The following is a 13,085-nucleotide window of genomic DNA, read 5'->3' on the forward strand; positions in this document are numbered from 1 at the left end:
CAAATCATCCGTACCGCGGTCCGCTTGGGCCGACGGGGCGACGACCGCCGACTGCTGCGCGGGAGGCGGCCAGGGCGAGGTGGCATCCGGCAGACGGCCCGCCCGGCCGCCCGTGCCCGTGCGGCCCGCCGCGCCCTGCGCCCTGCACCTGACCGTGCGGGGCGCTCCGGCCTGCGGAACCATGGGTACGAGGACGGTCTCGCCGCGGACACGTGCCGCACCCCGGCCGGAATCCATCCCTCCGACCGCTCGTCTTCGGCCAGATCACCCACATCGCCGAACTGGCCGAACTTCCGGTCGACCCATAGATGCCCGGGGCATCTAATGAAGATCGGCACGACGCACCTCTTCGTCTGCGAGGTCTTCCATGACGGAACTGACGGACCCCACCGGCCCGGCGACTCCGGCCGCCCCCGTCGCCTTCCCGCAGGACCGCACCTGCCCCTACCACCCGCCCACCGGATACGAGCCGCTGCGTGACGGGCGAGCCCTGTCCCGCGTCACCCTCTTCGACGGCCGCGAGGTCTGGCTGGTCACCGCCCACGCCACTGCCCGCGCCCTGCTCGCCGACCCCCGCCTGTCCAGCGACCGCCGCCGTCCCGGCTTTCCCATCCCCGCGGAGCGCTTCGTGGGCGTCCGCGACCGCCGGGTGGCCCTGCTCGGGATGGACGATCCCGAGCACCAGCGCCAGCGGCGGATGATGATCCCGTCGTTCACCGTCAAACGCGCGACCGAGCTGCGGCCGTGGATCCAGCGGACCGTGGACGGGCTGCTGGACGCGATGATCGCGCAGGGGCCGCCCGCCGATCTGGTCTCCGCCTTCGCCCTGCCCGTGCCGTCGATGGTGATCTGCGGCCTGCTCGGGGTGCCGTACGCCGACCACGAGTTCTTCGAGGAGCAGTCCCGCAGGCTGCTGCGCGGCCCGCGGGCGGCCGACTCCATGGAGGCCCGCACACGTCTGGAGGAGTACCTCGGCGCCCTGATCGACGACAAGGCGAAGCAGGCGGAGCCCGGCGACGGCATCCTCGACGACCTCGTCCACCAGCAGCTGCGCGAGGGCACGCTGGACCGCGCCGAACTCGTGTCGCTGGCCGTCATCATGCTGGTCGCGGGGCATGAGACGACCGCCAACATGATCTCCCTCGGCACCTTCACCCTGCTCCAGCACCCCGACCGGCTGGCCGAGTTGCGCGCCGACCCGGCGCTGCTGCCCGCCGCCGTGGAGGAGCTGATGCGGATGCTGTCCATCGCGGAGGGACTGGCGCGGGTGGCGCTGGAGGACATCGAGATCGCCGGCACCACGATCCGGGCCGGTGAGGGCGTGCTCTTCTCGACCTCGGTGATCAACCGCGATCCGGCCCTCTACGCCGCCCCCGACGCCCTGGACTTCCACCGCCCCGTCCGCCACCACGTGGCGTTCGGCTTCGGGATCCACCAGTGTCTGGGGCAGAACCTGGCCCGCGCGGAGCTGGAGATCGCCCTGGAAAGCCTGCTGGCCCGGCTGCCGGGGCTGCGCCTGGCCGTCCCGGCCGAGGAGATCCCCTTCAAGCGAGGCGACACGATCCAGGGGATGCTGGAACTCCCCGTGACCTGGTAAGAGGCTCTGCTCATGCACATCGAAATCGACAAGGACGTCTGCATCGGCGCGGGTCAGTGCGCGCTGGCGGCACCGAACGTCTTCACCCAGGACGACGACGGATACAGCACCCTGCTGCCCGGCCGTGAGGACGGCGCGGGCGACCCGATGGTCCGGGAGGCGGCCCGCGCCTGCCCGGTGGGCGCGATCAAGCTCTCCTAGAGGTGGCCCCGGAGCGCCTCTTTGTGGGGCGGTCAGGCTGTCCTGGAGGTGGCCTCGGAGCGCCTCTTTGTGGGGGCGGTCGGGCTGTCCTGGGACGGTTGGGTGGGTCGGTTCGGGGTGGTGGCTGTCAGTAGGGTCCGTGCGGCCGTGCGGGCTTCGGCGGCCGGCTGGGTGGTCCCGGTGATGCCGGCGGTCACCATCGCTCCCTCGGCGAGCAGGAACAGGGGTCCGGTGAGCGGGGAGGGCAGTCCGGCGTCCGCGACGAGCGAGGCGAGGTAGTCCCGGAACGCCTCCTTGTGGGCGCGCACCTGCTCGGCCACCAGGGCGGAGGTGGCGCCCAGCTCGCCGTAGGCGTTGATCCAGGCGCAGCCGCGGAAGCCGTCCTCTCCGAACCACCCCTCGAGCCAGTCGAACACGGCCGGGATCCGCTGCCACGGGTCCTGCTGCCGGGCAACGTACTCGGCCAGACGTGCGCGCCAGCGCTCGTCCCGCCGGGCCAAGTAGGCGGCGACGAGCTGCTCCTTGGCGGGGAAGAGCTGGTAGAGGCGTTTGAGCGAGAGACCCGACGCGCCGCGCAGCTCGTCCATCCCCACGCACTGCACACCGCGGGCGTAGAACAGCTCCTCGGCGGCGTCGAGCGCCCTGTCCCGGGCGGCCGCGCTGTCCATCGGCGACACCATCACTCCTCCATGCCCTTGGCCTGCCGCGTTCCTTGACGGGAGAACGGGCGTTCTCATACGGTAGCAGCCACCTGGAGAACGCACGTTCTCCGGTGCTGTCCGAGCCCAGGAGGAGACCATGACGGACCGCCCGCCCCTGCCGCCGTTCACCCGCGAGACCGCCGCGCAGAAGGTCCAGGCCGCCGAGGACGCCTGGAACACCCGCGACCCGCACAAGGTGGCGCTCGCCTACTCCGAGGACTCCGTCTGGCGCAACCGCGACACCTTCGTCACCGGCCGCGCCGGGATCGTCGCGTTCCTGACCGCCAAGTGGGAGCGCGAGCTGGACTACGCGCTGCGCAAGGACCTGTGGGCGTTCGACGGCAACCGCATCGCCGTCCGCTTCCAGTACGAGTCCCGGGACACCGACGGCCAGTGGTGGCGTTCCTACGGCAACGAACTGTGGGAGTTCGACGAGCACGGCCTGATGACCCGGCGCGAGGCCAGCATCAACGACGTACGCATCGAGGAGAAGGACCGCCGTATCCACGGCCCGCGCCCCGAGGCCGAGCGGGGGGTGTCGTTCCCGCTTCAGTAGGGTTCCCGGATGACCGAACAGGCCGGGAAACGCTTCCTCTACGTCGTCGTCTGCGCGGCCGGGGTCGCCGCGGGCGTCAGCAAACTGATCGGCGCGGCCCAGGAACGCGACTGGGAGGTCGGCGTCATCGCCACACTGGTCGCCATGGGCGGCTTCTTCGACAGCGCGGCCGTGGGGGCACAGACGGGGCGACCCGTCAGATCGGCCTGGCGCACGCCGGCCGACCCCCGCCCCTTCCCGCCGCCGGACGCCGTCGTGGTGGCACCCGCCACCTTCAACACCGTCAACAAGTGGGCCGCCGGCATCGCCGACACCCTCGCGCTCGGCACCCTGTGCGAGGCCGCGGGCCTGGGCATACCGATCGCCGTCCTGCCCTGCGTCGCCGACGCGCTGGCCGCCCATCCCGCCTACCGGGACAGCCTGGCACGGCTGCGCGCGATGGGCGTCCGCTTCGGCGACCCGTACACCGGCGAAGCCCGGCCGGACGGCGCACGGCCGGACTTCGCCTGGGAACGGGCGCTGGATCTGCTCTAGCGGCAGGTCAGCGTCGGCCCGGCCAGCATGTTCCCGGTGAACATGTCCTGGCCCTTCGGCACCCAGTAGCCGAGCTTCGACACCACCGTGGAGCACTTCGCCCCGACCGTGAAGCGGACCTTCAGCGTCTCCGGGTGGCCGGGCTGCAGCTCGGTCACCGTACAGTCCAGGGAGTGCGCCAGCCGGGTCTTGCCCGGGTACCGTCCCACCAGCGGGTTGACGCAGCGCTGGTCGGCCGTGCTGATCCGCAGACCGGTGCCCTCCTGACCGATCATTCCCAGCCGCGCGTTGCCGTCGCCCTCGGCACTGTCCCGGTGGATCGTGTACGTCACGGTGGTCGTGGCGTTGCGGCGCAGCACGGTCTTGTCGACGGTGACGGTGTGCGTCGCCTTCGCCTTGGGCGCGGTCAGCGCCACGGTGGTCTGCACCGTGCCCTTCAGATCGACACCCGCCGGCGTCGAGCGCACGCGCACGGTGGCGCTGACGTCGTAGGTGCCCGGACCCGGGTACAGGCCCGAACCGGGCAGCGTTCCGGTGCCCAGAGTCTTGCCGGACCGGGCGACCTTCCAGGTGCCCTCGGTACGGCAGGCGTAGCGGACCCGGGTGCGGCCGATCCGGCAGGTGGCCGGGGCCGTGATGTTGAATCTCGGGGAGCCGGTGTCCGCGCACAGGCTCACATCGGCCTGCTCGCCGTGCGTACCGCGCAGCGTGCCGGCGAGCGAGCACAGCGTGGCAGGGGCCTCCGGCGCGGGTGCGGCGGCGGATTGTGCACAGGCGGGGGTGACGAGGGCCAGTGGCAGCAGCGCTGCTCCGGCAAGGATCCTCAGGGTGGTGGCACGAGTCGGCACCGCGTTTCCTCCGGGGCGGCCGAGACCGGCCGGATGCCGGTCGTCTGCGCCGAGGATGAGCCGACAGTACGACGATCGGCCGCTCCCACGCCGGATGGTCACCTGGGGGTACCAATGCGGCGCCCGGCTACTGCGCTTTCCGTACGTACCCCTTGCTCCCCGGAGTGGACACGTCCCGGTCCCGCCGGACGATGCTCAGCCGGTCGCCCCAGTGGGCGAGCGCGGAGCGCAGCCCGGCGTCGGTGTACTCGATGTCCACCACCCGGTCGTCGAACGCCTTGGCGAACACCCCGCACTCGTCGTACTGCCCGCACTCCTCCGTCACCGCGAAGTCCAGCCCGGCCCGCTCCCGCACACCGGCCAGCCCGGCGGTGTTCTTCTGCGCGATGGCCAGGTGCCGGGCGTGCGTGTGCCGGGACAGCAGGGTCATGAAGGCGGTCGCGTCGGCCGCGGTGAGCAGGCGGTGGGAACGGGTGTAGCTGTCGTAGTTGTCCGGCTCGACGGCGTCGAAGCCCTTCCTCGCGCAGCCGTCGATCCACCCGTTCACCCGCTCGGCCACCCGCTCCCGCTTGGCGGGGGTGCGGATGTCGAGCAGGGCCTCGTTCCAGTCCTCGTCGACGACGGCCTCGCCGTGCGCGTCGCGCAGCAGCAGGTCGGCGGGCCAGGAGGAACGTTCTTCGGGCTGGGCCTGGAAGGCGTTGACGTAGCAGATGTTGTACAGGCCCGGCGCGGGGGAGGCGGAGCGGTCGCGGCTGACGATCCGCACGCCCGTCGGCGGGGGATAGGCGCCGCCGATCTGGTAGTCGAACCCGGCGTGGCGCGGGGGCAGCCGTACCGCGGCGGGCTTCGGCGAGCTCGGCCGCTTGGTGCCGCCGGAGTCGTCGTAGGTGCCGGCATCGCAGCCGGCCGACGCCGCGAGGGTGACGAGCAGGGCCGCTGCCAAGGCGCCCGCGGCCCTTCGGGAACCCGGGGAACCCGCACGCTCGCGCGGTGCGCGGGAAGCACCCTCAGGGGTCGAGTCCGGGGGCACGTCCGCTCCGTCCTGCCCACGCCGGGCGGCGCGGCACGTGGCAGGATCAAATCGCCCGCGCACCGTGATCGTCAAGCCGGTGCCGGGCCACGCCGTAGGCTCGGGGGTGACCATCGTCCCGAAGGCAGGAGCAGCAACGATGCAGTACGTGAAGCTCGGTTCGACGGGCCTGGACGTCTCGCGGATCTGTCTGGGCTGCATGACCTACGGCCTGCCCGACCGCGGCGTCCACGAGTGGACCCTCGACGAGGAGGCGTCCCGCCCGCTCATCCGGCAGGCGCTGGAGGCAGGCGTCAACTTCTTCGACACCGCGAACGTCTACTCCGACGGCACCAGCGAGGAGATCGTCGGCAAGGCGCTGCGCGACCTCGCGAACCGCGACGAGATCGTGCTGGCCACCAAGGTGCACGGCCGGATGCGGCCGGGCCCCAACGGCGCCGGGCTGTCCCGCAAGAACATCATGGCCGAGATCGACCACAGCCTGCGCCGCCTCGGCACCGACTACGTCGACCTCTACCAGATCCACCGCTACGACCACGCGACCCCCGTCGAGGAGACGATGGAGGCGCTGCACGACCTGGTCAAGGCGGGCAAGGTCCGCTACATCGGGGCGAGTTCGATGTACGCCTGGGAGTTCTCCAAACTGCAGTACACCGCGGAACGGCACGGCTGGACGAAGTTCGTGTCCATGCAGAACCACTACAACCTGCTCTACCGGGAGGAGGAGCGGGAGATGCTGCCGCTCTGCGCCGACCAGGGCGTCGGCGTGCTGCCGTGGAGCCCGCTCGCCCGCGGCCGGCTCACCCGTGACTGGGGCACGGTCACCGAGCGCAGCGCGAACGACAACTTCGGCAGCCGCCTGTACCTGGAGAGCGACCGCTCGATCGTCGAGGCCGTCACCCGGATCGCCGGCGACCGCGGCGTGCCCCGCGCCCGGGTGGCCCTCGCCTGGCTCCTGCACCAGGACACGGTGGCGGCACCGATCGTCGGCGCCGCCAAGCCGCACCACATCGAGGACGCGGTGGCCGCCGTGGAGCTGGAGCTGACCGGGAAGGAGCTCGAAGAGCTCCAGCAGCCCTACACGCCGCGGGCGATCAGCGGCCACTGAGGTTCTGACGGATCAGTGGGGTCCGTGTGGTGTGAACTCCGTGCCGCACGGACCCGCGCCCTCGCTCTCCGGCAGCGGCACCCGCTCGCCGGACATCGTGAGCGTCCGGTAGTACGCCCCGATCCGTTCCGCCGAGCGGCCCACGTAGTGCCCGATGAACGAGCGCCGGAACCGGTCGGCCGTGCGGTTGGGCCCGGAGCCGTGCACCAGGCTGCCGTTGAAGAACAGCACGTCACCCGGTGCCAGATCCACCGGAACCGGGACGAGACCGGGCGGCGGTGGGACGTACTCACGGGCGAACGACAGCTTTTCGTCGGCGAGTTCGGGACAGAACAGGTTCATCCGGTGGGTGCCCGGGACGACCTCGAGACCGCCGTTGTCCCGGTCGATCGGCTCGCAGGCCACCCAGGCCGCCACACACGTCCCCGGCTCGACCCGCAGATAGAAGTTGTCCTGGTGCAGCGCCTGCCCGCGCGCACCCGGCGGCTTGAAGTAGAACATGCTCTGCGCGGCCAGCACCTCCTCGCCGAAGAACACCTCCAGCACGGCCCGCAACCGGGCGTCCAGCAGGAACTCACGTGCCACCGCGCTGAATTCGTGCGGCTGCATCACCCGGGGATACCGGCGCAGCGGGTCGGCGTCCGCCGGGCGGGGCTCGAAGCGGCCCGGCACCGGACCGGCCGCGTGCAACGCGGCGAACGCGGCGCACAGCCGCTCGGTCTCGTCCGGGCCGAACAGCCCTCGTACGACGGTGAACCCGTCCTCCTCGAACCGCTGCCGCTGCGCCTGCGGCAGGATGGCGTCGTTGTCCGTGGCTGTCATGTGCCCGCTCCTGAGAGGCCGGTGGTCGGATGGTCACCCACCGGCCACGCTAGGCCGGTGCGCCCCTCGGGAGGATGCCCGTGCATGCTGAGGACCTGCCTGTGACGGCTGCCGCCGACCCGTCCCCACCGCCCGGGCTCGTGGTCACCGGCCGCTACGACCAGCGGCCGGGCTACGGCGTCAACCGGCCCAGAGGATCGGACAGTTGGCTGTTCACCTTCACCCTGGGCGGCTGCGGACTGCTTCGCCAGGGCACCGCGCGGGCCCGCGCACGCGCCGGGGATCTCGTGGTGCTCGCGCCGGGCACCGGCCACCGCTACACCGTCGCACCCGGCGCCGGGAGCTGGCGGTTCTGGTGGGCGCACTGCCAGGCCCGCCCGTCCTGGACGACCTGGCTCGCCCCGTACGCCGTGTCCGACGGTCTGTACGCCGTGACGTCCGTCCCCGGCGCCCTGCACGGCCGGATCGAGGCGGCGTTCGCCCGGATGCTCGCCGACGCCCGCGGACCGGCCGAGGACGTGCCGCGTGAGGACACCCCGCGCGAGCCGGACCCGGTGGCCGTGGCCCACGGCAGCCTGGCGCGGGAACTGGCTCTGTGCGCGCTGGAGGAGGTGGTCCTGTTCGCCGCCGACGGAGCCCGGACACTGCCACCCGCACCGGACGCCGACGCCCGGGTGCGCCGGGCCGAGGAACTGATCGCCGCCGACCCCGGAGCCCCGCACACCGTCCGCTCGCTCGCCGGGAGCGTCGCGCTGTCCCCGTCCCGTTTCGCCCATCTGTTCACCCTGCGCACCGGGCGGTCCCCGATGCGGGCGCTGCGCGAGGCGCGGCTGCGGCACGCGGCCCGGCTGCTGGAGGCCACCGACCTCACGGTGGAACGGGTGGCGACGGCCTGCGGATTCAGCAGCCCCTTCCACTTCAGCCGGGTTTTCCGGGAACGGTACGGAGTACCGCCCGGTGCCTACCGGGCGGGCGAACGGCGGTAATGGGCAGAAAAGGAATCGCCTGAACTTGTGTCAATAAGCGGGTCCGCCGCAGTTGATTGTCGATAATCGAGAGATCCCTTGTTCGCACCTGTGCGGCTGTGCAAAAGTGTGCGCTGTCGGCGCGCAGGCTCATCGCATTTCCGCTGTATGCGCCAGGCCGCTCCCCGTACACCCCCCACGCTTCAAAAGAGCCTCCTCAGGTGGACGTTCGAGCAGCCCCACCACCTTTCCATACTGCTTGGTATGGACCAATTTTCGTGTCACGTCTGGAGGAATGCAGTCGTGAATGAGGCAGGCCGGTCGGACGAACAACTCAGTGCCGAGCTGCAGAGGTGGACGGGCGGGACGCCCGCGCTCCATCCCGTCGGTGAACTGCTCGACCGGCACTGGGAAGCGGCCTTCGCCTACGCTCGGTTGTGCACGGACGGGCCGCGGGCCGCGGGCATGCTCACCACCGCCGCCTTCACCCGGCTCTTCGGGGAATCCCTGCGGCAGGCCGGACCGACCGCCGCCTGGCGGCCCCATGTGCTGGTCGCCGTCCGGCGGATCGCGGCCGAGTGGGACTCCGACGGCCGCCAGGAACTCCTCCACCCGGCGCTGCGGTCCGGCGCCACCGGAGAGCGTGCCGCCGCCCGGCTGCTGCCGCCGCCGGGCCGACGACTGCTGTCCCGGGCGTTCCAGCGGGTGCCGCAGATCTCCCGTGCGGTGCTGTGGCACACGGAGGTCGAGGCCGAACCGCTCGCCGTACCGGCGGGCCTGCTCGGCCTGGACGAGGAGGACGCCGGCGTCGAGCTCCGCCGGGGCCGGGAACGGCTGCGTGAGGAGTGTCTGCAGGTCCACCGCGAACTCGCCCCCGAGAACGAGTGCCGGCGCTATCTGCGCATGCTCGACGTGACGTTCCGGCGCGGCGGCGTCGACGTCGACCCGGATCTGCGTGAGCATCTGGGCCGGTGCGGCCACTGCAGTCGCACCGCCGACCAACTGGCCGCGTTCAACACGGGACTCGGCCTCGCCCTCGCCGAAGCGGTCCTCGGCTGGGGCGCCCAGGCCTACATGGACTCCCGGGCGAGCCGCCCCGAGGATCCGGCCGAACCGGCCCCACACCCCGAAACCACCGTGCCCCGGTCCGGCGAGGCTTTCCTGCCCTCCGAGCCACCGGGTCGGGGCGGTTCGGACGGCCCAGCGGACCGAGGCCTGTCCACCGAGTCCGTGGGTTGGGGTGGTTCTGCCGAGTCCGCGGGCCGTGGCCGTTCCGCCGAGTCCGAGCGGCGGGGTGGTTCAGCCGGTGGTGGGCGTCGGGGTGGGACCGCCGAGTCCATGGGTGGGAGCGGCTCAGTCGGGTCCATGGGGTCGGACGGCTCCGCCGAGCCCACGCCTCCGGGTGGTTCCGCCGGGGGCAGGCGTCGGGGTCGTTTCCCCGGGGCGACCAGCGGGGGCGGCGTTGCAGGAGCCCCGCCTCGCCGCGGTACCGGCCCCGCTGCCGACGCCGACGTGTTCGCCTCCGGTTCCGCCGAGGCCGACGCGTTTGCCTCCGGCCCACAGTCCGCCGGCGCCTCTGCCTACCCGTCCGACGCCGACGTGCTCGCCTCCGGTTCCGCCGAGGCCGACGCGTTTGCCTCCGACACCACCGGCTCGGCTTCCGCCGGCCGCTCCTTTGACGCCGCCGCGTTCGCGGATGCCGACGCCGTAGCCTCTCGCCCCTCGTCTGCCGACGCGTTCGCGTCCCGCCCCCCGTCTGCCGGCGAGTTTGCCTCCCGCCTCCCGTCCGCCGGCGCCTCCGTCCAGCCGTCCGACGCCGACGTGTTCGCCTCCGCGTCCGCGGACGCCGACGTGTTCGCCTCCGGCCCACCGTCCGCCGGCGCCTCCGCCTACCCGTCCGACGCCGACGTGTTCGCCTCCGCGTCCGCAGGCGCCGAGGTGTTCGCCTCCGGTTCCCCCTCCGCCGACTTCGCCTTCCCCGCCGGCGCCGTGGGCTCCAGCCTCTCCCGACGCTCGGCCGGCGCCCGTGCGTCCGGTGGCCCCGGGGAAGCCACCCCCTCCGGCCGGTCGGCCCATCGTGCCGCCCGTGCGCGCAGGGCGAGGCGGCGGAATGTGGCGCTGGCTGTCGTCACCGTCAGCGGGCTGGTCGTGCTGCCCCTGGTGCTGTGGTCGGCGCTGGGGTCCGGCGACGGACCGGCCCCGGCCGGCAAGGACGCGTCCTCCCCGGCGCCGGGCAAGGACGCCAAGAGTCCCGGCGCCTCCTGGGCCGGTAGGCACAGGGCGGGACAGGGCACCCTGCACGGCCGGCTGCACAACCTCGCCTCCGGACTGTGCGTCGGCGTCGTCGGCAAGAAGGCCGTCGAGGGCGCCGAGACCGAACTCGCCCCCTGCTCCACGACGTTGAGCCAGCAGTGGGCGTACGAGCCCGACGGGCTGCTGCGCAACTCCGCCGCGCCCGGCCTGTGCCTGGATTCCCACCTCGGCTACTCGGTCCGCCTCGCTCCCTGCTCGGCCACCGGCGAGGCCGCCCGGAACATCCGCTACGACTTCACCCTCCAGGGCGCCCTGATACCCCGCTGGAACCAGGACCTGGCCCTCACCCCGGCCGCAACCGACGGCTCCGGCGCCCTCGTCCTCAAGGACCGTGCCCCTGGCGCCGCCCAGCGGTGGACCCTCGACACCGCCAAGCCGGATCTGCAGATGCAGAACGTCGACTGGGACAGCGACGCCGCCCCGTCGCCGGTCGCCAGTCCCCACCCGAGGACCGACGCGACGCCCGCTCCCAAGGCCTCCAGGACCACCTCCGCCCCCCGTACGCCGTCCCCGACGGCGACCGGATCGGGCCCGGCGGCCACGCCCTCCGCCCCGGTCGACCCCTGCTCCGCGCACCCGTACTACTGCGGCTGGGGCAGCGGGGGATACGGGGACGGCGGGGGCTACGGCGGCGGGCCTCACCGCCGCTGACTCAGGGCCGGTAAGGGGGTGACGGCGGGATCGTCCCCAGCTCCGGGGCCGGTTGGGGCCGCACCAGCAACACCGGGCAGGGCGCGTGGCCGAGGGCGAACCGGACCGCCGGGTCGAGGCACTTCGGCCCGGGCCGGGACCGGTCGCCGTCCCGGGCCGGCACCAGCAGATCGGCGCCCTCGGCGGCGGCCACCACCTGCCGCTCGACCCGGCCCGACCGCTCCTCGCGCGCACAGGGACGGCCCAGCCGGTCTGCGGCCGCGTCCAGCAGTTCGGCCGCCGAACTCCCGCCGAGTGCCGCCATCCGGTCGCCCGGATCCCTGTCCGGATACCCCCGGCCGAGCAGCCCCGCGAACGCGCCGTACGCCAGACCCGGCACCCCGGGCCCGGGCCCTCGACGAGCCGGGCGACCACACGCCATCCGGTCGGCCTCTCCCGGCGCACGTACCCGAGTCAGAGGCGGGTTACGAGCTGTGGCTGCCCGCCGCGCCCAGGAACTCCGCCCAGCCGCCCGCCGGGACCTGCCCCGGCACCAGCGTGCGCAGCTTCCGCAGCACCGCCGGGTCCTGCGCCTCCAGCCAGTGCACGAGCTGCTTGAACGACACGAACCGCACGTCGTCGCCGTACGCGGCCATCTTCCCGATGGCCTCCTCGACGGCGTCCATGTAGATGCCGCCGTTCCAGCGCTCGAAGTGGTTGCCGATGAAGAAGGGCGCCCGATTGGAGGTGTACGCCCGCTGGAAGCCGGCGACATAGGCGTCCCGGGCCTGGGTGCGCCAGGCGTCGTACTGGGCGCGGTCGCCGTTCGGGTTGCCGCCGGACTGGTTGAACATCATGTTGTAGTCCATCGACAGCACCTGGAAGGAGTGTCCGGGGAAGGGTATGGACTGCAGCGGGAAGTCCCAGATCTTCCCGCCCTGCACCTTGCCCGGCCAGATCTGCAGCCCGCCGGGGGAGCTGGCGTCGTACTTCCAGCCGAGCGCGGCCGCCGTGGGCAGCAGGTTGGACTGGCCCTCCAGACACGGGGTGCGCCCGCCGATCAGCTCCTTGCGGTAGTCGAAGGGGAGCGGCTCCAGGTCGGTGAAGCCGGTGTTGGTCTTCCACTTGGTCACGAAGTCGACCGCCTGGTCTATCTCGCTGCGCCACTCGGCGGGGGACCAGTTGCGCACGCCGGTCGCGCCGCAGAAGTGCCCGTTGAAGTGGGTGCCGATCTCATGGCCCTCCAGCCAGGCCGCGCGGACCTGCTGGAGGGTGGCGTGGATGTGCCGGTCGGCGAGGTAGCCGATGTCGGAGGCGCCGACCGGGTGCTGCGGCGGGCGGTACAGGTTCTTCTTGGACTCGGGCAGCGTGTAGATGCCGCTGAGGAAGAACGTCATCTTGGCGCCGTGGTCGGCGGCCACCTTGCGGAAGCGGGAGAACAGCTGGTTGCTCAGCTCGCCCGCGCCGTCCCAGGAGAACACCACGAACTGCGGGGGCTTCTGGCCCGGCTTCAGCCGTTCGGGCGTCGGCTGGTGCGGCTGGGCCCCGGTGTCGGCGGTGGAGCCGTCGCCGATCGGCTTGACCGGCCGGGCCTGGGCCGTGCCCTTGCCGTCCCCCGGGCCGCCGATCCGGAGGCCGGTGCCGGAGGAGCACGCGGCCAGCGTGCCCAGGGCGCCCGCCGCCGCGCCCGCCGTCAGCACCCGCCTGCGTGAGATCCCGCTCATCTTGTCCCCGATTTCCTTGTCACGGCCCCTGGTGGGGCCTGCTCGCCGGTGTGGGT

13 protein-coding genes and 1 pseudogene are annotated in these 13,085 nt (G+C 72.5%); 8 read left to right on the forward strand and 6 right to left on the reverse strand.

All coding sequences use genetic code 11. The features are described 5' to 3' along the window. The first annotated feature begins 367 nt into the window (after positions 1 to 367). Both LMU33_RS29870 and LMU33_RS29875 read left to right on the forward strand, forming a co-directional pair. A complete protein-coding gene (locus tag LMU33_RS29870) occupies positions 368 to 1,597 on the forward strand; it encodes a cytochrome P450 (protein WP_228623741.1) in 1,230 nt (409 codons plus the stop codon). 12 nt (positions 1,598 to 1,609) lie between these two features. Then, a complete protein-coding gene (locus LMU33_RS29875) occupies positions 1,610 to 1,798 on the forward strand; it encodes a ferredoxin (protein WP_228623742.1) in 189 nt (62 codons plus the stop codon). Positions 1,799 to 1,830: 32 nt separating this feature from the next. Here LMU33_RS29875 and LMU33_RS29880 read toward each other — a convergent pair whose 3' ends face one another. Continuing rightward, on the reverse strand, positions 1,831 to 2,466 hold the full coding sequence (locus LMU33_RS29880; RefSeq protein ID WP_372478081.1) for a TetR/AcrR family transcriptional regulator: 636 nt from the start codon (positions 2,464 to 2,466) through the stop codon (positions 1,831 to 1,833). 130 nt (positions 2,467 to 2,596) lie between these two features. Here LMU33_RS29880 and LMU33_RS29885 point away from each other — a divergent pair, with 130 nt between their 5' ends. Beyond that, on the forward strand, positions 2,597 to 3,055 hold the full coding sequence (locus LMU33_RS29885) for a nuclear transport factor 2 family protein (protein ID WP_228623743.1): 459 nt from the start codon (positions 2,597 to 2,599) through the stop codon (positions 3,053 to 3,055). Between the two features lie 9 nt (positions 3,056 to 3,064). Continuing rightward, a complete protein-coding gene (locus tag LMU33_RS29890; protein WP_228623744.1) occupies positions 3,065 to 3,589 on the forward strand; it encodes a flavoprotein in 525 nt (174 codons plus the stop codon). On the opposite strand, the gene LMU33_RS29895 is transcribed toward LMU33_RS29890, so the two are convergent. Together LMU33_RS29895 and LMU33_RS29900 are read right to left on the reverse strand one after the other, a co-directional pair. Next, positions 3,586 to 4,437 carry a hypothetical protein gene (locus tag LMU33_RS29895; RefSeq protein WP_228623745.1) on the reverse strand — a complete coding sequence of 284 codons (852 nt, stop codon included), beginning with the start codon at positions 4,435 to 4,437 and terminating at the stop codon, positions 3,586 to 3,588. The genes LMU33_RS29890 and LMU33_RS29895 overlap by 4 nt on opposite strands. Positions 4,438 to 4,564: 127 nt before the next feature. Next, entirely contained in the window at positions 4,565 to 5,380 is an 816-nt protein-coding gene (locus tag LMU33_RS29900; protein WP_308280821.1) for an endo alpha-1,4 polygalactosaminidase, read from the reverse strand. Positions 5,381 to 5,606: 226 nt separating this feature from the next. Between LMU33_RS29900 and LMU33_RS29905 the strand changes: the two genes are divergently transcribed. After that, entirely contained in the window at positions 5,607 to 6,575 is a 969-nt protein-coding gene (locus LMU33_RS29905; protein ID WP_228623746.1) for an aldo/keto reductase, read from the forward strand. A 12-nt stretch (positions 6,576 to 6,587) separates the two neighbouring features. Here the strand turns inward: LMU33_RS29905 and LMU33_RS29910 are convergent, their stop codons facing one another. Next, the gene (locus tag LMU33_RS29910) at positions 6,588 to 7,397 is read right to left on the reverse strand and encodes a phytanoyl-CoA dioxygenase family protein (protein ID WP_228623747.1); all 810 of its coding nucleotides are present in this window, start codon (positions 7,395 to 7,397) and stop codon (positions 6,588 to 6,590) included. A 74-nt stretch (positions 7,398 to 7,471) separates the two neighbouring features. Between LMU33_RS29910 and LMU33_RS29915 the strand changes: the two genes are divergently transcribed. From LMU33_RS29915 to LMU33_RS42255, 3 genes and pseudogenes are all read left to right on the forward strand, one after another. Continuing rightward, positions 7,472 to 8,383 carry a helix-turn-helix domain-containing protein gene (locus LMU33_RS29915; protein ID WP_228623748.1) on the forward strand — a complete coding sequence of 304 codons (912 nt, stop codon included), beginning with the start codon at positions 7,472 to 7,474 and terminating at the stop codon, positions 8,381 to 8,383. Positions 8,384 to 8,626: 243 nt separating this feature from the next. Continuing rightward, a pseudogene (locus LMU33_RS42250) lies at positions 8,627 to 9,514 on the forward strand (hydrolase); the annotation flags it as partial. A 213-nt stretch (positions 9,515 to 9,727) separates the two neighbouring features. After that, positions 9,728 to 11,326 carry an RICIN domain-containing protein gene (locus LMU33_RS42255; RefSeq protein ID WP_443728977.1) on the forward strand — a complete coding sequence of 533 codons (1,599 nt, stop codon included), beginning with the start codon at positions 9,728 to 9,730 and terminating at the stop codon, positions 11,324 to 11,326. Between the two features lies 1 nt (position 11,327). Here LMU33_RS42255 and LMU33_RS29925 read toward each other — a convergent pair whose 3' ends face one another. Both LMU33_RS29925 and LMU33_RS29930 read right to left on the reverse strand, forming a co-directional pair. Then, positions 11,328 to 11,783 carry a universal stress protein gene (locus LMU33_RS29925; RefSeq protein ID WP_372478082.1) on the reverse strand — a complete coding sequence of 152 codons (456 nt, stop codon included), beginning with the start codon at positions 11,781 to 11,783 and terminating at the stop codon, positions 11,328 to 11,330. A 7-nt stretch (positions 11,784 to 11,790) separates the two neighbouring features. After that, positions 11,791 to 13,029 (reverse strand): polysaccharide deacetylase family protein, encoded by a 1,239-nt coding sequence (locus tag LMU33_RS29930; protein WP_228623750.1) that lies wholly within the window; start codon positions 13,027 to 13,029, stop codon positions 11,791 to 11,793. Positions 13,030 to 13,085: the final 56 nt, after the last annotated feature.

Source organism: Streptomyces barringtoniae, from assembly GCF_020819595.1.
Taxonomy (GTDB): domain Bacteria; phylum Actinomycetota; class Actinomycetes; order Streptomycetales; family Streptomycetaceae; genus Streptomyces; species Streptomyces barringtoniae.